The 17929-nt window shown below is 73.5% G+C and carries 20 protein-coding genes; 14 read left to right on the top strand and 6 right to left on the bottom strand.

From position 1 onward, the window contains the following. The first annotated feature begins 78 nt into the window (after positions 1–78). The 6 genes from DQ240_RS12695 to DQ240_RS12670 all read left to right on the top strand — a co-directional run bounded on the left by DQ240_RS12695 (position 79) and on the right by DQ240_RS12670 (position 4771). Positions 79–1290: an acyl-CoA dehydrogenase family protein gene (locus DQ240_RS12695; protein ID WP_199589281.1), complete on the top strand. Its 1212-nt coding sequence runs from the start codon at positions 79–81 to the stop codon at positions 1288–1290. Further along, positions 1287–2210 (top strand): SDR family oxidoreductase, encoded by a 924-nt coding sequence (locus DQ240_RS12690; protein ID WP_113839985.1) that lies wholly within the window; start codon positions 1287–1289, stop codon positions 2208–2210. Before DQ240_RS12695 ends, DQ240_RS12690 begins: the two co-directional genes overlap by 4 nt. 2 nt (positions 2211–2212) lie before the next feature. Beyond that, positions 2213–3307, top strand: coding sequence for an acyl-CoA dehydrogenase family protein (locus DQ240_RS12685; protein ID WP_199589280.1), 1095 nt, complete (start codon positions 2213–2215; stop codon positions 3305–3307). Then, a complete protein-coding gene (locus DQ240_RS12680) occupies positions 3300–3791 on the top strand; it encodes a MaoC family dehydratase N-terminal domain-containing protein (RefSeq protein ID WP_113839983.1) in 492 nt (163 codons plus the stop codon). The genes DQ240_RS12685 and DQ240_RS12680 overlap by 8 nt, the downstream gene beginning before the upstream one ends. Next, positions 3791–4195 (top strand): MaoC/PaaZ C-terminal domain-containing protein, encoded by a 405-nt coding sequence (locus DQ240_RS24280; protein WP_113839982.1) that lies wholly within the window; start codon positions 3791–3793, stop codon positions 4193–4195. The genes DQ240_RS12680 and DQ240_RS24280 overlap by 1 nt, the downstream gene beginning before the upstream one ends. A 63-nt stretch (positions 4196–4258) precedes the next feature. Next, a complete protein-coding gene (locus tag DQ240_RS12670) occupies positions 4259–4771 on the top strand; it encodes a hypothetical protein (RefSeq protein WP_147261990.1) in 513 nt (170 codons plus the stop codon). Between the two features lie 103 nt (positions 4772–4874). Here DQ240_RS12670 and DQ240_RS12665 read toward each other — a convergent pair whose 3' ends face one another. Further along, the gene (locus tag DQ240_RS12665) at positions 4875–5648 is read right to left on the bottom strand and encodes an alpha/beta fold hydrolase (RefSeq protein WP_233498682.1); all 774 of its coding nucleotides are present in this window, start codon (positions 5646–5648) and stop codon (positions 4875–4877) included. 117 nt (positions 5649–5765) lie between these two features. On the opposite strand from DQ240_RS12665, the gene DQ240_RS12660 reads away from it, so the two are divergent. Both DQ240_RS12660 and DQ240_RS12655 read left to right on the top strand, forming a co-directional pair. Beyond that, positions 5766–6146 carry a hypothetical protein gene (locus DQ240_RS12660; RefSeq protein ID WP_113839979.1) on the top strand — a complete coding sequence of 127 codons (381 nt, stop codon included), beginning with the start codon at positions 5766–5768 and terminating at the stop codon, positions 6144–6146. Positions 6147–6197: 51 nt separating this feature from the next. Then, on the top strand, positions 6198–7058 hold the full coding sequence (locus DQ240_RS12655; RefSeq protein WP_113839978.1) for a MaoC/PaaZ C-terminal domain-containing protein: 861 nt from the start codon (positions 6198–6200) through the stop codon (positions 7056–7058). Between the two features lie 5 nt (positions 7059–7063). Here DQ240_RS12655 and DQ240_RS12650 read toward each other — a convergent pair whose 3' ends face one another. From DQ240_RS12650 to DQ240_RS12640, 3 genes are all read right to left on the bottom strand, one after another. Beyond that, positions 7064–7483 carry a hypothetical protein gene (locus tag DQ240_RS12650; protein ID WP_147261989.1) on the bottom strand — a complete coding sequence of 140 codons (420 nt, stop codon included), beginning with the start codon at positions 7481–7483 and terminating at the stop codon, positions 7064–7066. Continuing rightward, positions 7480–7920: a hypothetical protein gene (locus tag DQ240_RS12645; protein WP_113839976.1), complete on the bottom strand. Its 441-nt coding sequence runs from the start codon at positions 7918–7920 to the stop codon at positions 7480–7482. The genes DQ240_RS12650 and DQ240_RS12645 overlap by 4 nt, the downstream gene beginning before the upstream one ends. A 62-nt stretch (positions 7921–7982) precedes the next feature. Next, a complete protein-coding gene (locus DQ240_RS12640; protein ID WP_147261988.1) occupies positions 7983–9086 on the bottom strand; it encodes a hypothetical protein in 1104 nt (367 codons plus the stop codon). Between the two features lie 131 nt (positions 9087–9217). Here DQ240_RS12640 and DQ240_RS12635 point away from each other — a divergent pair, with 131 nt between their 5' ends. Then, positions 9218–9436: a ribbon-helix-helix protein, CopG family gene (locus DQ240_RS12635; RefSeq protein ID WP_233498681.1), complete on the top strand. Its 219-nt coding sequence runs from the start codon at positions 9218–9220 to the stop codon at positions 9434–9436. Further along, complete coding sequence (locus tag DQ240_RS12630) at positions 9396–9770, top strand: type II toxin-antitoxin system PemK/MazF family toxin (RefSeq protein WP_304550094.1); 375 nt, start codon at positions 9396–9398, stop codon at positions 9768–9770. Before DQ240_RS12635 ends, DQ240_RS12630 begins: the two co-directional genes overlap by 41 nt. 219 nt (positions 9771–9989) lie before the next feature. Here the strand turns inward: DQ240_RS12630 and DQ240_RS12625 are convergent, their stop codons facing one another. Continuing rightward, positions 9990–10358 (bottom strand): DUF6221 family protein, encoded by a 369-nt coding sequence (locus DQ240_RS12625; protein ID WP_113839972.1) that lies wholly within the window; start codon positions 10356–10358, stop codon positions 9990–9992. A 196-nt stretch (positions 10359–10554) separates the two neighbouring features. Here DQ240_RS12625 and DQ240_RS12620 point away from each other — a divergent pair, with 196 nt between their 5' ends. The 4 genes from DQ240_RS12620 to DQ240_RS12605 all read left to right on the top strand — a co-directional run bounded on the left by DQ240_RS12620 (position 10555) and on the right by DQ240_RS12605 (position 16902). Then, positions 10555–11637 carry a DUF3048 domain-containing protein gene (locus DQ240_RS12620; protein ID WP_233498680.1) on the top strand — a complete coding sequence of 361 codons (1083 nt, stop codon included), beginning with the start codon at positions 10555–10557 and terminating at the stop codon, positions 11635–11637. 76 nt (positions 11638–11713) lie between these two features. Further along, positions 11714–12748, top strand: coding sequence for a DUF3048 domain-containing protein (locus tag DQ240_RS12615; RefSeq protein WP_113839971.1), 1035 nt, complete (start codon positions 11714–11716; stop codon positions 12746–12748). A 12-nt stretch (positions 12749–12760) separates the two neighbouring features. Beyond that, on the top strand, positions 12761–13648 hold the full coding sequence (locus tag DQ240_RS12610) for a tryptophan 2,3-dioxygenase (protein WP_113839970.1): 888 nt from the start codon (positions 12761–12763) through the stop codon (positions 13646–13648). 29 nt (positions 13649–13677) lie between these two features. Further along, the gene (locus DQ240_RS12605) at positions 13678–16902 is read left to right on the top strand and encodes a DEAD/DEAH box helicase (protein ID WP_113839969.1); all 3225 of its coding nucleotides are present in this window, start codon (positions 13678–13680) and stop codon (positions 16900–16902) included. A 76-nt stretch (positions 16903–16978) separates the two neighbouring features. Here the strand turns inward: DQ240_RS12605 and DQ240_RS23130 are convergent, their stop codons facing one another. Further along, positions 16979–17863, bottom strand: coding sequence for a hypothetical protein (locus tag DQ240_RS23130; RefSeq protein WP_147261987.1), 885 nt, complete (start codon positions 17861–17863; stop codon positions 16979–16981). Positions 17864–17929: the final 66 nt, after the last annotated feature.

Here is a 17929-nt window from a genome sequence, read left to right as displayed (position 1 = left end):
GCACCGGCTCGGTAGTTTCCGCGGACAACCTCCGCTGTGACCTGCGCCACCGGCGTGCGTCCGACCCCGAGGAGCACCGTGACCGAGTCCCTCGACGCCTTCCGGGAGCGCGTCCGGGAGTGGTTCGCCCAGCACGTCGAGCTGACCGGCGGGGACGGAGGCGACCGGTCCCTTGAGGCGGTCGGCGCCGCCCGCCGGTTCCAGGCGGCGCTGTTCGACGCCGGCCTCGCCGGGCTGACCTGGCCGGTCGAGTACGGCGGCCAGGGGCTGACGCTGGCGCACCAGCTGGCGTTCAACGAGGCGGCCGAGCCCTACGCCGTCCCGACGATGCCGCTGCTCATCGGGCTGGGGATGTGCGCGCCGACGCTGCTGGAGGTCGGCTCGCAGGAGCAGCGCGACCGGCACCTGGCGCGGATGCTGCGCGGCGACGAGGTGTGGTGCCAGCTGTTCAGCGAGCCGGGCGCGGGCTCGGACGTCGCCGGGCTGCGCACCCGCGCGGTGCGCGACGGCGAGGACTGGGTGGTCAACGGGCAGAAGGTATGGACCTCCGGCGCCCACTTCTCCGACTACGGCCTGCTGCTCGCGCGGACGGACCCCGCCGTCCCCAAGCACCTCGGGCTGACCATGTTCGTCGTCGACATGCGCGCGCCGGGGGTGACGATCCGGCCGCTGCGGCAGATCACCGGCGGCGCGAACTTCAACGAGGTCTTCTTCGACGACGTGCACCTGCCCGGCGACGCCGTCGTGGGGGAGGTCGGCCGCGGCTGGCAGGCCGCCGTCACCACGCTGATGAACGAGCGGGTGTCGATCGGCGCCGGCGGCGGCGGGCTGGGCCGGCGGTTGGGCGGCGGCGAGTTCGCCGCGCTGGCCGATCTCGCCCGGCGGCGGGGGGCGCTGGCCGATCCGGTGCTGCGGCAGGAGATCGCGTCGGTGTTCGTGGAGGAGCGGTTGCTGGAGCTGCTGTCGGCCCGGATCCGCGAGGACGTGAAGGCCGGCCGGACCCCCGGCCCGCAGGGGTCGGTGGCCAAGCTCGCCGGCGCGCAGCTGGCCAAGCACGCGGCCGAGGTCGGGCTCGAGGTGCTCGGCAGCGCGGCGTGGGCCGACGACGACGCCGACGCCGAGCGGTGGACGACGTCCCTCCTCGGGGCACCGGGCAACGCGATCGCCGGCGGGACGCCGGAGATCATGAAGAACATCCTCGGGGAGCGGGTGCTGGGGCTGCCCCGCGAGCCCGCGGTGGACCGCGACGTGCCGTTCAAGGACCTGCGGGTGGGCGGGGGACGGTCGTGAGCGGCGCGCTCGAGGGCCGGGTCGCGATCGTCACCGGCGCGGGCCGCGGGATCGGCCGGCAGCACGCGCTCCTGTTCGCCGCCGAGGGCGCGCAGGTCGTCGTCAACGACCTCGGCTGCTCTCCGCACGGCGAGGGCAGCGACCCCACGGTCGCGCAGCGGGTGGTCGAGGAGATCCAGGCGGCCGGCGGCTCGGCCGTGGCGAACACCGACGACGTGGCAGACCCCGAGGGCGCCGCCCGGCTGGTCGAGACCGCGCTGGAGGCCTTCGGCGACCTGCACGTGCTGGTCAACAACGCCGGCATCCTGCGCGACCGGATGCTCGTGAACATGGCCGACGAGGACTGGGACGCCGTCCTCCGCACGCACCTGACCGGCCACTTCCTGCCCACCCGGGCTGCGGCGCGGTACTGGCGTGCGCGGTCGAAGGCCGGCGAGCAGGTGGCCGCCTCGGTCGTCTGCACGACGTCGGTGTCCGGGCTGTTCGGGATGGTCGGCCAGACGAACTACGGCCCGGCCAAGAGCGGCATCGCCAGCTTCGCGCTGATCGCCGCCGACGAGTTGGCCCGGTACGGCGTGCGGGTCAACGCGATCGCCCCGGCGGCGGCGACCCGGCTGATCCAGCCGCCGGTGGACGGGCGGTTGCCGGACGAGGCTCCGCCGCTGCCCGACGACGGGTCGTTCGCGCCGTACGACCCGGGCCACGTCTCGCCGTTCGTCGGCTACCTGGCGACGCGGGACTGCCCGATCACCGGCCGCGTCTTCTACGTGCAGGGCGGCGGGGTGCACCTGTTCCAGCCGTGGGCGGTCGTCGACGCGATCACCAAGCCCGACCAGCGCTGGACCATCGCGGAGCTGGAGAAGGAGGCGGCGCACTTCGCGACCGTCGAGTTCGAGCTGAACCGGCCGTACTGGGGATGACCGTGACCACGACTGTTGCCGACGACCTGCGCGCCTCCGTCCGCGGGTTCCTGGAGTCCGCCGTCCCGGAGGCCGAGGTGCGGCGGATCGCGGACTCCCCGTCCGGGTTCGACGCCGCGCTGTGGGGCCGGCTGGCCGGCGAGCTCGGGCTCACCGGATTGGTGGTGCCCGAGGAGCACGGCGGGTCGAGGGCGGGGTTCGCCGAGCTGGGCGTCGTCCTGGAGGAGATGGGGTGGGCGCTGCTGCCGGCGCCGTTCTTCTCGACCGTGGTCCTCGGGGCGGGGGCGCTGCTGCTGTCCGGCGACGCTGGTGCGCAGGCCGCCCATCTGCCGGGCATCGCGTCCGGCGAGCTGCGGGTGGCGGTCGGCGGGATGACCGGGACGCCGACGTGCGAGGCGGTGGCCGGGTCGCGGGGCTGGCTCATCGACGGGACGGCGGAGGGCGTGCTCGACGGCGCGACCGCTGACCTGCTGCTCGTGTTCGCCACATGCGAGGGCGGGACGTCGCTGTTCGCCGTCCGCGCCGATGCGCCCGGGCTGTCGCGGCGGCCGCTGCGCACGCTGGACCTGACCCGCCGGCAGGCGCAGGTCTCGCTGCACGCGACGCCGGCGACGCTGATCGGCTCCCAGGGTGACGGCGAGCGGATCGCTGCCGCGCTGCTGGACCGGGCACTCGCCGGGCAGACGGCCGAGCAGGTGGGCGGCGCGAAGCGGGTGCTGGAGATGGCGACCGAGTACGCGCGGACGCGTTACCAGTTCGGCCGGGCGATCGGGTCGTTCCAGGCCATCAAGCACCGGTGCGCGGACATGCTGATCGACGTGTCGCGGATGGAGGTGGCGGCCGCGGCGGCGCTGGCCGCGGTGGATGCCGACGCGCCGGATCTGCCGGTGGCGGCGCGGGTGGCGTCGTCGTTCTGCGGGGACGCCTACTTCGCGGCGGCGGCGGCGAACATCGAGGTGCACGGCGGGATCGGCTTCACCTGGGAGCACCCGGCGCACCTGTACTACCGGCGGGCGAAGAGCGCGCAGCTGCTGTTCGGCTCGCCCGCCGAGCACCGGGAGGCGCTGATGACGTTGCTGGAGGCCGGTCGTGGCTGAGCAGTCCTTCCCGGTGGAGGCCGGGCACGTGCTGATGTTCCGGCGGGCGCTGGGCGAGGCGGCGACGTACGACCCTGACGGGCTTGCCCCGCCGACGTTCGTGGCGGCCGGTGCGCAGTTCCAGCCGACCCACCCGCTGCGGCCGACGCCGGGGGAGCCGTGGTTCGGCTCGGGCCGGACTCCATCGGGCACGGCATCGGCGGGTGGCGGCATCCCGGGCGGGGACCCGGCGGGCGGGACGGCGTCGACGCTGCACGCCGAGCAGCACTTCACCTACCACCGGCCGGTGCGGGTCGGCGACGTGCTGACCGCGACCAGCCGGCCGGGCGAGGAGTGGACCAAGGAGGGCAAGCGCGGCGGGACGCTCCACTTCACCTCGTACGTGACCGAGTACCGGGACGCCGACGGCGAGCTGGTCGTGACGGCGCGGTCGGTCGCGGTGGAGACGGGCCGTCCGCCGTCGTCCGGCTCGGGGGAGGCGTGATGCGGCGCGGGGAGGTCGCGGTCGGGGACGCGCGGGAGGTGACGGTCGTCGACGACCTGACCCGGACGCAGATCGTCATGTACGCCGGCGCTTCCGGGGACTACAACCCGCTGCACACCGACGAGGTGTTCGCGACGCAGGTGGCCGGCTTCCCGGGGGTGTTCGCGCACGGGATGCTGACGATGGGCATGACCGGGCGGGCGCTGACCGACTGGGTGGGGGAGGACGCGCTGCTGTCGTTCGGCGTGCAGTTCCGCGGCCAGGTCTGGCCCGGGGACACGCTGGTCACGACGCTGACGGTGACCGCGGTGCACGAGGACTCGGTCGACCTCGCCGTGCGGACGACGAACCAGGACGGCCGGGACGTCGTCGTCGGGACGGCCTCGGCCCGCCTCGACGCATGACACGTTCAGGTGACGTTCAGGGATCTCCCAGGTGAGCCGGTCCGCGTCGGGTAGCGGACGCTCATGGCATCTGCAGACAACCCCGGATACGCGTCGGATCGCCCGCTCACCCGTGAGCGCAAGGCGAACCCCCTCGGCGCCTATGTCGCCACTGCCGGCGTCGTGATCTTCCTGATCTCCGTGTTCCTCGACTGGTTCTCGGTCACCGACGCCGACGAGTCGGTCTCGGGCTACGACGCCGACGGCGCCAACCCGCTGACCGCCTACATCGGCGTCGGCCTCGTCATCGCGCTCTTCTACGCGATGAGCCGCGCGCGTGGCGGCCAGCACCGCGGCCTGACCCTGGTCACCATGGCCGTCGGCATCGCCGCGACGCTCCTGGCCCTGAGCAACCTCTTCGACGCCACCGGTGTCGCGTCCTTCGACACCGAGGTCGAGGTGGAGATCGGCGTCTGGATCGCGCTCCTCGGTGGCATCGTCTGGTCGGTCGGCGCGGGCCTGCTGGCCAAGGAGCCCGAGGGCGACGACGACTGGCACGGCGCGCACGACACCCGCACGGGCCACACGCACCACTGATCGACCGAACACCTGAACGACGAGGGGCTGTAGCAGAGCGGCCTCGCACCGACACAGCAGCCGCCCGGACCTCGGTCCGGGCGGCTGCTCCGTTCTGTGGCTCCTACGCCGGGGGTGCCGGCGGGGATCCGTGCCCGACCTCGCGGGCCAGGGCCTCGACGGGCGCGGACCACGCGTCGGGGGCGGTCCAGACGAAGCTGTGCGCGCCGGGGAGGACCACGAACCGGCCGTCGGGAGCCCGGTGGGCGAGCTCCCGGGCCCAGGCCTCGGTGCAGAGTCGGTCGGTGTCGCCGTAGAGGACGAGCGTGGGCTGCGCGACCCGCTCGACGGTCTCCTCCAGGCGGTCGTCGAGGTGGACGGCGAGGGCGTGCCGGACCCGCCGCAGGCTGGCCCGCCGGCGCTCCGGGGCGTGCTGCTCGTCGAGGTCGGGCGGCTCGAGCGCGTGGTTGCGCCGCCAGGCGAGCAGCACCTTGCGCAGGCTGCGGAAGGCCGGGTCGACGGTGGGGGAGGCGAGCACGAGCGCCGCCACCCGCTCGGGCTCGCGCGCCGCCACGTGGGCGACGACCTGGGTGCCGCTGGAGTGGCCGACGAGGACGACGCGGTGCAGGCCGGACGTGGCGAGCCACTCGATGACGGCGTCGGCGAACTGGGCGACGTCCATCGGGTGCGGCGGCTCGCCGCTGCCGGAGAAGCCGGGCAGCTCGACGAGGTGCGCGCGGGTCCAGGCGCCGAGCGCCTCGACGGCCGGCTGCAGGTAGTTCGAGACGGCGAGCCCGGGGACGACGACGACCTCGGGGACACCGGTCCGCGGGGTGCCGGCCGTGCGGCTGCGCATCGTGCCCCAGCGGGTGGGGCGGTGCTGCAGCTCGACCGCCACGGCGACCGACGCTAGTGCGGAGGGGGTCCGTCCGCGCTGCGGGACGGCGGGGGCGCTGGTTGAGTGGCGGTGGGCGGTGAGAGCGCGCCGCCCCATCCCGGTCCGAGGGAGTCGGCCATGGCGAAGACCGCCACGGGCACGTCGAAGCAGTCGATGGCGAAGGCGCTGGGTGCCGCAGGAGCGGCGTTCGGGCTGGTGAGCGTGGTGGCGCCGCGGGTGGTGGCCAACGGCTACGGGGTGCCGGTGACGCCCGGCGGGCTGCAGCTGCAGCGGCTGTTCGGCAGCCGGGCGCTGGCCCTCTCCGCGCTGGCGCTGACCGCGAAGACCGACGACGAGGTCGACCGGGGGCTGACCGCGGTGGCGGCGGTGAACCTCATCGACACGCTGACCGCGCTGGCGGGCGCGGGGAAGGCCGGCAGCCGCACGACGACGCGGGCGGTCGTCAGCTCGCTGGCCTACGGCGCCGCGGCGCTGTGGATCCGCTCGCTGGAGGACTGAGCCTCGGTTCTCGTCCGGGACGGGTGTCCGCGTGCGCTAGGAAGTGCGGCCATGGACACCACGAAGATCCCGTTCGGCCAGGCGTCGGAGCCCGTGGAGAGCTCGAGCGACCCGGGGGAGATCGCGGCGTTCGGGCTGGCGATCAACGACGACAACCCGCAGTACGCCGACGGCCGGGCGGTGCCGCCCACGTATGCGGTGGTGCCGGGGCTGCAGCCGTTCCTGGCGTCGGTGCTGCGGCCGGACCACGAGGCGCTGGCCGGTGGGTTCGGTGCGGGGCACGGGGAGACCGACCTGTACATCCACCGTCCGCTGCGGCCCGGGACGGTGCTGCGGACGACCGGTGAGGTCAGCTCGGCCGTCGTCAACCGCGGAGGGCTCAACCTGTTCAACCGCGTCGCGAGCGTGGACGAGGCCGGCGAGCTGGTCTACGAGCACTTCTGGTCGGTGATCTACCTCGGCGAGGTGACCGGCGGGGACCAGGGGCGTCCGATGGCCGACCACACGTTCCCGGAGGAGGCGCGGTCGCGGCGGGTCGGCTCGATGGTGCTGGGGACGACGGCCGACCAGACGTTCCGCTACGCCGGGGCGTCGGGGGACCGGGCGGTGATCCACGTCGACGACCGGGCGGCGCGGCCGATGACCGGCGACCGCGGCAAGTTCCTGCAGGGGCTGTGCACGCTCGGGATCGCCAGCCGGGCGCTGGTGGCGCTGGCCGCCGGCGGGGAGCCCGACCGGATCCGGCGGATCGCGGTGCGCTTCGCCCGCTACGCGTTCCCCGGTGACGAGATCACGGTGTCGGTGTACGACGCGGGTCCGACCGCCGAGGGCCGCCGGGCGTTCGCCTTCGAGGCCGAGTCGGGCGGGCAGACGGTGCTGAAGCACGGCCGCGTCGAGGTCGACGCGGCCTGAGCCGGTCAGAGGACGGTGCACACCCGGAACCCGTCGCGCTCCCAGGTCACGAGCACCCACTCGTAGAAGGCCGACCCGTCTGCCGAGGAGTAGAGCAAGCGCGCCACGGTCTCGCCGCCGGCGGAGGGGTCGGCGACCGTCAGACCGCTGATGCGCATCTGGAAGCGATCCTCGTCCGATGCACTCCGCAGGTCCGCCATGGTCCGGAGGTACTGGTCGCGGGGGCCCTGGGATCGTTGCTCGTCCGCGCAGAGCAGGTCCCAGCTCGCGTCACCGTCGCCGCGGGTGGCCGCCCAGAAGTAGGCCTCGAGGGCAGCACGCGGCGTGATCGGTCCGGCCGGGCCGTTGTCGGTGACGCCGACGGTGAGGGCCGTCGCGGTGGCCCCGGCCAGGAGGACCGAGCCCAGCACCGGCCACGGGCTCACGACGCGGGCCACTGCATGCGCGGGAGGACGCAGACGGCGGTGCGTCCGTCGCCCACGTGCAGGCTGCAGTCCAGGCCGTCGCGGTCCCGCAGCACGGCCTCGATCGCCGAACTCCAGTCGTGGTCGTCGGGGGAGAGTCCCGCCGGCCCGCGGCGTTCGAGCAGCATCGCCAGGTGCAGCTCGTGCGGATCGACGTCCTCGGACTCGGCCACGGTCTTGTGGACGTGGTGGACGTTGCCGAGCATCTCGCGGTCGGCCTCGAGCGGGACGTCCTCGACCGGGATGAGCAGCGGGACCATGGTGCCGTCGCGGCGGATCCAGGCCAGGAACAGTGAGCGGCGGACGGGCGGGCCGTCGAGCTGGAGCAGGGCGCGCCACCGCTCGGTCAGCTCGGCATCGTTCGTGGTGCGGACATCGGGGTGGGGTCTGGTCGACATGCGCCGGGACTCTGGCTCATCCCGCCGATCGGCGCGGACGTTGTCCACAGGTGGACGCTCCGTCACCCGGCATCGCTCTGCCAGGCGCGGACGGCGTCGAGGAACGAGTCCGCGTGACGGTCGACGGCGGCGAGGCTGCGATCGATGAGCTCCGGTCGTAGTCCGCGCTCGGCGTGGCCGTAGCGGATCAGGTCGCGGAGCAGCTCGGGCGTGCGCCCGGCGTCGAGGTGGTCGAGGAGCGCCTCCGCCGGCTCCACACCGAGCAGTCGGCGGACGTGGTGCGGAGCCCAGAGCAACGGATCACCGATGCCGTTGCCCAGCCCGTCGGCCAGGATCTCCTCGAGCAGCAGAGGCAGGCCCCGGCGCGTCCAGGGGCGCCCCCACGGACTGGCGAGGAACTCGGCGGCGACGGCGTCCAGGTCGACGTCGTCCATCGATCCGGGCACCGTGGCATCGCCTCCGGCCGTCAGCAGCGCGAGCATCCACCGCAGGATGGGGCGCTGGGACGACCAGTCGGTGCTCTTCCCGATGAGTGCGTCGACGTCCGGTCCGCTGAGAGCCGCTTCCAGGCGGGCGCGGACGTCGGCCGGCGAGATGTCGCGGACGTGGACGTCCGGGTCCCCCGGTCGGGTCATCCCGTCGACGACCGTGTCGAGCGGGTGCTCGAACAGTGCGCCGCCGACGTCTCGGCTACGGATCTCGTTGTCGACGCGGACGACGGCGGTGAGCGGATGGCCGGTCGGCGTCGTGACGCCCAGGACCAGGTCGTCGAGGTCGCGGAAGGGGCCGGACACCTCGACCGCTCGAGCGACTGAAGTGGATCGGTGCAGGTCGGCCAGCCACCGCGGCACGAAGTGTCCACGGTCGGCGAGGTCGCGGCGGACCCGCCTGCGTAGATCGGCGTGACCAGCGAGCGTGGCCATCGCAAGAGCGCCGGCCGAGCTCTCGACGCAGTTCCAGGCGAGCAGGCGGCGGATGAACTCGGGTGTGTGCTCCGGGGAGCCATCGGGATGGCTGGTGACGCTCAGCAGCATCGACGCCATTCGGAGGAGCGGTCCGGGGGAGGCGGCGTCGACACCGTCGCGAAAACCGTCGAGAAGGGTCGACCGGAACTGCGCACGGTCCACGTTCTCGATCCCGAGTGGGGGCGAGGGCTTCTTCGTCATGCCGGCGCAAGGTAGGGAGCGTCAATGACCGTCCGGGTCGACGTCCCGTTCGCCTGTGGACAGGGAGGCGGGCAGCGACACGGTCGTGCAGTTGGCTGAGGCGTCAGTAGCTTCGAAGTGTGGAACTCAGTGTGAGCCTGACCGAGGAGGACGTCGCACTCATCGACGACTACGGCCGCCGCACTGGTCTGTCGTCGCGATCGGCCGTCATCCGGCGAGCGCTCAGTTTTCTTCGGCAGTCGGAGCTGGAGGCGGACTACGTCGCCGCGTGGGACGAATGGGCCGCGGCCGGCGACCACGCGGAGTGGGATGCGACTGCCGGTGACGGGCTGGGCGATGCGGCGCGGTGAGATAAGGCTGGTCGATCTCGAACCCGTCCGGGGCAGCCAGGCGAGCAAGCGTCGGCCCGCCGTCCTGGTCAGCAACGACCGCGCCAACGCCATCGCCGCACGGCTCGGGCGAGGTGTGGTCACGGTCGTGCCGGTGACCAGCAACGTGCAGCGGGTGTTCCCCTTCCAGACGCTGTTGCCGGCCGCAGCCAGCGGGCTGCCCGTCGACTCCAAGGCCCAGGCCGAGCAGGTCCGCTCGGTGGCGGTGGAGCGGGTCGGCCCGGTCCTCGGCGAGCTGTCGGAGGAGCTGGTCCTCGCGCTCGACGACGCGCTGCGGCTGCACCTGCAGTTGTGACCGCGGCACGCGCCGCGACCGGCCCTCCTTCCCGGGACGCTCCGTCAGTGCGTGCGAGGGGCACTCACTGACGGAGCACCGACGGGCAGGTGGTCTCCCCGCGCTCGTGCTCTGCCCGGCTGTGTGGGCAGAGCACGACAGCCGCGCGCTACGACGGCGGCGGGGCTGCGGACGAACGTGCGCACCGTCGGGTGCACCTGGCCTCTGCTCGGACCGGCTTCAGAGGCGCCACTCCGGCTGGTAGTCCGGGTGGTCGGCGTACGCGACGGCGAGGGCGCGCAACGGGTAGTCGCGGGGGCGGCGGACGTCCCAGCCGGTGCGGTGGGCGTTCAGTGCTGCCAGGTAGTCCTCCACGATGAACCGCTTGGCGGCGCACTCCTGCAGGACCCGGACCGGGGACCACATCGTCGCGTGGCGGGCGTGGACCGCGCGGGGGAAGGCCAGGTGGCCGTCGGCGGGCTCGCGGTCCTCGGGCCACAGGCGGATCGTGCTCTCCTCGACCCGCCAGTCGTGACCGTCGTCGACCGCGTCCCGGGCGAAGCCCTCGTCCTCCTCGATGCGGGCCAGCAAGAAGTCGGCCAGGTCCATGACGCGATGGTCCTCGCTCGGGGGGCGCAGCGCTCGGAGCGAGTGGCTGGACGGGCGCCTGCAACGGCTGTGGCGTCAGATGCCCGGCAGCGCCGTCGACCTCGCCCGTGGCGTCCGGGGATCGAGGAGCCGAACCCCTACCGTGCGCAGATCGGCCCCGCTCGGGCGGCCGGACGTCGTTCGGGGCAGGAGAGCCGTGCAGGTCCGTTCCGCCCCAGGTCGTCGTCCCTCCGGACGGCGGGTCCGCCGGATCGCCGCGGCCGCGGTCGCCGGCGTCCTGCTCAGCGTGACGGCGGCCTGCGGAGCGAACACCGCCGGCTGGGACACCCGCGATCCGGTCGCGGCGCCCGCACCCGAGCCGCCGCCACCCCCGCCACCGCCGGTGCTCTGGCCGCTCACCGGGGTCGACAGCGCCGGGGCGGACATCGCCCGCCCGGCGCTCGCGGTCAAGGTCGAGAACTCGATCGACGCGCGACCGCAGACCGGGCTGAACGCCGCGGACATGGTGTGGGAGGAGATGGTCGAGGGCGGGATCAGCCGCTTCGTCGCCGTCTACCACTCGACGGTGCCGCCGGTGATCGGGCCCGTGCGCTCGGTGCGGCCGATGGACCCGGGGATCGCCGCGCCGCTGCACGGCCTCTTCGCCTTCTCCGGCGGGCAGGCGCCCTTCGTCGACGCCACGCGCGCGGCCGGCCTGCAGGTGCTCTCGGCCGACATGGGGTCCGCGGGCTTCTACCGGGACACCAGCCGCTACGCGCCGCACAACACCTACGTCGACCCGCCCGCGCTGCTGGCGCAGGCCGACGACGCGCACCGGGCGCCGCCACCGGCGCAGTTCGTGATGGGCGCGGCGCCGACCGCGCCCGCGGTCGGGACGCCGGCGACGCTCCTGGACCTGGCGCTGTCGCGGGTCGCCGATCCGCAGTGGACGTGGAGCGCGGTCGACAACGCGTGGCTGCGCTCGGAGGGCACGACGCCGGCCGTAGAGGCCGACGGCGCCCCGATGCGGGCGATCAACGTCGTGGTGCTGCGGGTGGACGTCGTCAACACGAACTTCGGCGACCCCGCGGGCAACCCCGTGCCCGAGACGGTGATGGTCGGCGGGGGAGAGGCGCTGGTCGCCACCGGTGGGCACACCGTGGCGGCGACCTGGTCGAAGGCGTCGGTGGCCGATCCCGTCGTCCTCACGCTGGCCGACGGCGCGCCGGTGGTGCTGGCGCCCGGGTCGACGTGGGTCGAGCTCGTGCCGAACCGGACGGGCTCGGTCGTCGTCGGCTGACTCCGTGGCGGGATCGACACCCGGCGCCCGGTGCGGCGGGTCCGGTTCCGGGCGGCTGCCGACCTAGCGTGCTCGAGTGCCGTCCCGTACCGCCCCAGCGCGCCGTCCTTCTGGCGGCGGCTTCCGGCGGGCGGTGTCGGCCGCGGTCGCCGGCTTCCTGCTGGCCGCCGCGGTCACCTGCGCCACGGACGACGGATCGGCACCGGAGCAGGTGCCCGGCGCGTGGCCGCTGACCGGCGTGGACGCCGGCGGGGCGGACACGGCCCGGCCGGCGCTCGCGGTGAAGGTCGAGAACTCCGACGCCGCGCGCCCGCAGACCGGGCTGAACGCCGCCGACGTGGTGTGGGAGCAGGTGGTGGAGGGTGGGATCAGCCGCTTCGTCGCCGTCTACCACTCGACGCTGCCGCCGACGCTGGGGCCGGTGCGGTCGGTTCGGCCGATGGACGCGCCCATCGCCGCTCCGCTGCGCGGCCTGCTCGCGTTCTCCGGCGGGCAGGCGCCCTTCATCGACGCCGCGCGCGCGGCCGGCCTGCAGGTCGTGCAGCCCGACTCCGGCCCGGGCTTCTTCCGGACCGGCGACCGGGTGGCGCCGCACAACACCTACGTCGACCCGGCCGCGCTGCTGGGCCAGGCGGACGCCGAGCACCAGGGCCCGCCGCCGACCCAGTTCTGGTTCGGGGCGGACGCCACCGCGGTGGCGGACGGCGAACCGACGGGCGCCCTGGGCCTGGCGCTGTCGGCGATCGCGGAGCCGCGGTGGGAGTGGAGCGGCGGCGACGGCGCGTGGCTGCGGTCCGAGGGCACCGTGCCCGCGCTGGAGGCCGACGGCGCACGGATGCGGGCCACCAACGTGGTGGTGCTGCGCGTGGACCTCGTCGACACCGCCTTTACCGACAGCGCCGGCACGGCGGTGCCGGAGACGGTGCTGGTCGGCGACGGGGAGGCGCTGGTCGCCACCGGCGGGCACACGGTCGAGGCGGAGTGGTCGAAGGAGTCGGTGGGTGATCCCGTCGTGCTGACGCTGCCCGGCGGCGATCCGGTGGTGCTGGCGCCCGGGTCGACGTGGGTGGAGCTCGTGCCGAACGGGAGCGGGTCGGTCACCGTCGGCTGAGACGATCGGGGGATGACGTCGTCCGGAGACCACCCCGACCGTTCCGTGCGGCCGATCGAGGAGTCGGTGCGCACCGACCTGACCGGCGCGATGAGCTACGGCCGCTACCTGGACCTGGAGCGGCTGCTGGGCGCGCAGCACCCGGTCAGCGACCCGGAGCACCACGACGAGCTGCTGTTCATCGTCCAGCACCAGACCAGCGAGCTGTGGCTGAAGCTGGTGCTGCACGAGCTGCGGGCGGCCCGGGCGTACCTGGCGACCGACGCGGTCGGGGCGGCGCTGAAGTCGCTGGCCCGGGTCAAGAACATCCAGCGGACGCTGACCGAGCAGTGGTCGGTGCTGGCCACGTTGACGCCGCGGGAGTACGCGCAGTTCCGTGGGTCGCTGGGCAGCGCGTCGGGCTTCCAGTCGGCGCAGTACCGGGCGGTGGAGTTCGTCCTCGGCAACAAGAACGCGGCAATGCTGAAGGTGTTCGACAGCGAGCCCGAGGCGCAGGCGGTGCTGGCCGAGCTGCTGGAGTCTCCGACGCTCTACGACGAGTTCCTGGCGCTGCTGGCCCGGCTCGGGTTCGAGATCCCCGGGCACGTGCTCTCGCGTGATGTGCGGGAGCCGTGGCGCTTCGAACCGGCCCTGGTCCCGGTCTTCCGGCGGATCTACGAGTCCGAGGAGACGCCGTGGCGGGTGTACGAGGCGTGCGAGTCCCTGGTGGACCTGGAGGACAACTCCCAGATGTGGCGGACGCGGCACCTGCTGACGGTCCGCCGCACCATCGGCGCGAAGACGGGCACCGGCGGGTCGTCGGGCCTGGGCTTCCTGCAGCGGGCGCTGGACCTGACGTTCTTCCCGGAGCTGTACGCCGTCCGCACCGAGATCGGCACGCCTGTGGACGGCGGGCGGTGACCGTCGCCGTCCCGACCTAGCCTCGGTCCGTGCCCGAGGAGCTGCGCGACCTGCTGGCCGATCCGGTGGTCCGCCGGTCGGTCGGCGAGGACGCGTTCCGCCGCGGCGCCGGCTACGCCCACGACGGCCGGGTGCTCGACCTCGAGGTGCGGCCGAACGGGCTGGAGATCGGTGCGGACGTCGCCGGCAGCGGCGGGCTGCTCTACCACGCGTTCGCCCGCTGGGACCGGGCCGCCGACCGGTGGCGGGGCGCGTGCAGCTGCCCGGTCGCGGTGGACTGCAAGCACGTGGCCGCGACGCTGGTCGCCGCCCGCGACGTCCCCACCGAGGGGGCACCGGCCGCCGTCCCCGCGCCGCTGCCGACGTGGGAGCGCCTGCTCGCCGACCTGGTGCAGGAGCCGGGCCGGGCGGGCGGCCGGGCGCTCGTACCGATGGGCGTGCAGTTCGCGGTCGAGGAGCGGCCGGGCCGGCCGACGTCGATCCGGCTGCAGCCGGTGGTCCCGGGCGCTCGGGCGAAGTGGGTGCGCACCGGGGTGTCGTGGCGGAACCTCCCGCACGAGCGGCACACCAACCGCGACCCGGCGCACGTGGCCGCGCTGATCGGCCTGCACGAGGCCTCGCGCGTGCGCGGGCAGAATCACTGGTACGGCAACACGGCGGAGCCTCCGGTGGTGCTGGAGGAGTTCGGGCCCGGGTTGTGGCCGGCGCTACGGCGGGCGGTCGACGACGGCGTCGCCCTGGTGACCAAGGGCGGCGGGCCGGTGCGGCTGATGCCCGAGCCCGGCGAGCTCGTGGTCGACGTGCACGACGACGGCATGGGTGGCCTCCGCCTGGAGCCGGTCGTGCGCATGGCCGACGACGTCCGCGTGCCTGCGGGGGACCTGACGCTGATCGGCAGCCCGGTGCACGGGGCGGCGGTGATGTCGGGCGGGCTCGTGCTGACCGAGCTGCAGCAGGTGCCGCGCGGGGTGCAGAAGCTGCTGACGGCGCGGGTCGTGCGGGTGCCCGCGGCCGACCGGGAGCGGTTTCTCGGCGACTTCTACCCGGCGCTGCGCCGCGCGCTGCCGGTGCGCTCGACCTCGGTGGAGCTGCCCGAGGTGCGGCCGCCGGAGCTGTGCCTGCGGGTCGAGCACTTCCCCGGCCACCGGGTCGAACTCGCCTGGTCGGTGCTGTACCGGACGGGGGACGACGTCCGTCGGCTGCCGCTGGCCCGCGGCACGGGCGTCGTCCCCGACACCGGTCGGGACGCCGTCGCCGAGGACCGGCTCATCCGCGGCCTGCCGCTGCCACCCGAGCGGCTGGCGCGGCTGTACCGGGGGCACCCGCAGCGGCCGATGGGGACCGCGGAGCTGCAGGGGATCGACGCCGCCGTCCTCACCGCGGAGTGGCTGCCCCGGCTGGCCGCGGCCGGCGTGCACGTCGAGCAGGTCGGCTCGGCGCCGGACTACCGCCGGTCGGAGGCCGACCCGGTGATCACGGTGTCGGCCACCGACACCGCCGACGGCGACTGGTTCGACCTCGGCGTCACCGTGCGGGTGGACGGGGAGGAGATCCCGTTCGTCCAGGTGTTCGCGGCGCTGGCGCTGGGGGAGGAGTTCCTGCTGCTGCCCAGCGGGATGTGGTTCGACGTCCGCCGGCCGGAGTTCGACCGGCTGCGCCGGCTGCTCGACGAGGCGCGGGCGCTGCAGGAGACCGACGCCTCCGACGAGCCGGACCTGCGGATCAGCCGGTACCAGGCGGGGCTGTGGGAGGAGCTCGTCGAGGTCGGCGTGGTCGACGAGCAGAGCGAGCGGTGGTCGCGCGACGTCGCCCGGTTGCTGGATGCCTCGGCAGCGATGCCCGCGGCGCCTCCCGCCTCGCTGGCCGCGCAGCTGCGGCCGTACCAGCTCGAGGGCTACCAGTGGCTGTCGGTGCTGTGGGACCTCGGCCTGGGCGGGGTGCTCGCCGACGATATGGGGCTGGGCAAGACGCTGCAGACGCTGGCGTTGTTCTGCCGTGCTGCCGAGGCGGGGGAGCTGGCCGCGCCGGTGCTGGTGGTGGCGCCGACGAGCGTGGTGTCGAACTGGGTGCGGGAGGCGGAGCGGTTCGCGCCCGGGTTGCGGGTGGTGCCGGCGACCGGCCGGAAGCGGGGGACGCCGCTGGCCTCGGTGGTGGCCGGCGCGGACGTCGTCGTCACCTCGTACGCGCTGCTGCGGCTGGGGGAGGCCGAGTACCGGGAGCTGCCGTGGAGCGGGCTGGTGCTGGACGAGGCGCAGTTCGTGAAGAACCACCGGGCGAAGACGTACGCGGCGGCGCGGCGGGTGCCGGCCCGGTTCAAGCTGGCGATCACCGGGACGCCGGTGGAGAACGACTTGATGGACCTGTGGGCGATGCTGTCGATCGTCGCGCCGGGGCTGTTCCCGAACCCGAAGCTGTTCTCCGAGCACTACCGGGTGCCGATCGAGCGCAACCGCGACGCCGAGGTGCTGGCCGCGCTGCGCCGGCGGATCCGGCCGGTGATGCGCAGGCGCACCAAGGAGCAGGTGGCCACCGAGCTGCCGCCCAAGCAGGAGCAGGTGCTGGAGGTCGTGCTCGCGCCGAAGCACCGCCGGGTCTACGACACCCACCTGCAGGCCGAGCGGCGCAAGGTGCTCGGCCTGGTCGACGACCTGCAGCGCAACCGGTTCACGATCTTCCGGTCGCTGACGCTGCTGCGACAGCTGGCGCTGGACCCTTCACTGGTGGACGAGGCGTACGCGGGGATCGGGTCGAGCAAGACAGATGCGTTCCTAGAGCACTTGACCGAAGTGGTCGCCGAGGGGCACCGGGCGCTGGTGTTCAGCTCGTTCACCGGCTTCCTGCGGTCGGTGCGGTCGCGGCTGGACGCTCTCGGCCTGCCGTACGCGTATCTGGACGGGGCGACGGCGGACCGCGATGCGGTCGTCACCTCATTCCGGTCCGGAGAGGTGCCGGTGTTCCTGATCAGCCTCAAGGCCGGCGGGTCGGGTCTGAACCTGACCGAGGCCGACTACGTGTTCGTGCTCGACCCGTGGTGGAACCCGGCGGCGGAGGCGCAGGCGGTCGACCGGGCGCACCGGATCGGCCAGGACAAGACCGTGATGGTCTACCGCCTGGTCGCTGCCGACACGATCGAGGAGAAGGTGCTGGCGCTGCAGGAGCGCAAGCGCGACCTGTTCGCCCGCGTGATGGAGGACGACGACGGCGCGCTGACCGGCCCGCTGACCGCCGAGGACATCCGCGGCCTGTTCAGCTAGGTAGAGCGGCCACGCGGCCTGCACTCACCTTCGCAACGATGGCTCGTGGCCAAATGCGGGCGCTAACTGCCAAGACTCATGAAGAAGGCCGGCCGAGGTTCGGATCGATCGAGACGGCGGCTGGGTGCGCCAGCAACTCGCTGGTACGCATCATCTCCGTCAGCAGGTCATTGACCGAGTCACGTATGGCCGCCACCTCGTCATTCATGCGCGCGAGTCCACCGTCAACTGGGTCATGGCCGTGCGCGACTTCCAGTGCAAGGCCGTCGATCTGAGTGGATGTTGCGGTCAGGCGCTCGAGATCTTCGAGGCTTCTCAGTTCGGACGACAGTCGTGCCGCCTGATCGCGATAGCGGATCAGGGCGTCGGCTCGTCGGCCGAGCTGATGGGCGGCTCCTTCCAAGGTGGCTTGCTGGCGGTCCCACAGGTGCGCGGCAGGTCCGCCAGGCCGCGCGCCGAGAGATACACGGGCGCTATGGATGCGTAGGGCGATGTCCACGATCTGGTCGAGCTGGGACTGGCCGTCGAAGGTGGCGCGGCTGGCCGTGAGGTAGGGCGAATGCCATGACGGCTCTCGGAGGGTCTCGATCCAGGCCCGGCTCGCCGCAGCGGCTACACGAGCCTCTGTGCTGTCGACCGCGGCAAGCACCTGTTCAGGAGACGGCGGTGGGAAAGTCACTGGCCGCGGTTTCACCGGGTGACGCGACAGCGCCAAGAGCAGGAGTCCGCCGAACACAGCCAAGACCACGAGGCTGACCCCTGCGGCAGCATCCTCGGACAGAGGGCGGAAGGGTGCCCCGATGAGCGACGCGACGAGTAGCGCTGCAAAGCCGCCCCACCACCGTTGCTTTGTGTCTGATCGTCGCCAGCGGTGGGCGGCCACCATCATCCAGTCGCGCTGGGGTGAGTCCCCTGGAGTGGTGTAGATCGGGCCCCTGGCCTCGGTGATCGTGTCGGTCACCGACGTCGAGGGGCCACCGCGTGAGGCTCTGTGAGTACCCGCCAAGGAACTCACCGAAGAGGACTC

Source organism: Blastococcus sp. TF02A-26 (assembly GCF_003319125.1).
GTDB lineage: Bacteria > Actinomycetota > Actinomycetes > Mycobacteriales > Geodermatophilaceae > Trujillonella.
The sequence above is the reverse complement of the archived record's forward strand: the minus strand, read 5'-3'. Positions and strand labels throughout refer to the sequence as shown.

Coding starts and splice junctions, on each gene's coding strand:
- DQ240_RS12610 (WP_113839970.1), top strand. CDS start 12,761: ATGACGTCGTCCGGAGACCACCCCGACCGTTCCGTGCGGCCGATCGAG.
- DQ240_RS24280 (WP_113839982.1), top strand. CDS start 3,791: ATGCGGCGCGGGGAGGTCGCGGTCGGGGACGCGCGGGAGGTGACGGTC.
- DQ240_RS12625 (WP_113839972.1), bottom strand. CDS start 10,358: ATGGACCTGGCCGACTTCTTGCTGGCCCGCATCGAGGAGGACGAGGGC.
- DQ240_RS12655 (WP_113839978.1), top strand. CDS start 6,198: ATGGACACCACGAAGATCCCGTTCGGCCAGGCGTCGGAGCCCGTGGAG.
- DQ240_RS12670 (WP_147261990.1), top strand. CDS start 4,259: ATGGCATCTGCAGACAACCCCGGATACGCGTCGGATCGCCCGCTCACC.
- DQ240_RS12645 (WP_113839976.1), bottom strand. CDS start 7,920: ATGTCGACCAGACCCCACCCCGATGTCCGCACCACGAACGATGCCGAG.
- DQ240_RS12660 (WP_113839979.1), top strand. CDS start 5,766: ATGGCGAAGACCGCCACGGGCACGTCGAAGCAGTCGATGGCGAAGGCG.
- DQ240_RS12630 (WP_304550094.1), top strand. CDS start 9,396: ATGCGACTGCCGGTGACGGGCTGGGCGATGCGGCGCGGTGAGATAAGG.
- DQ240_RS12640 (WP_147261988.1), bottom strand. CDS start 9,086: ATGACGAAGAAGCCCTCGCCCCCACTCGGGATCGAGAACGTGGACCGT.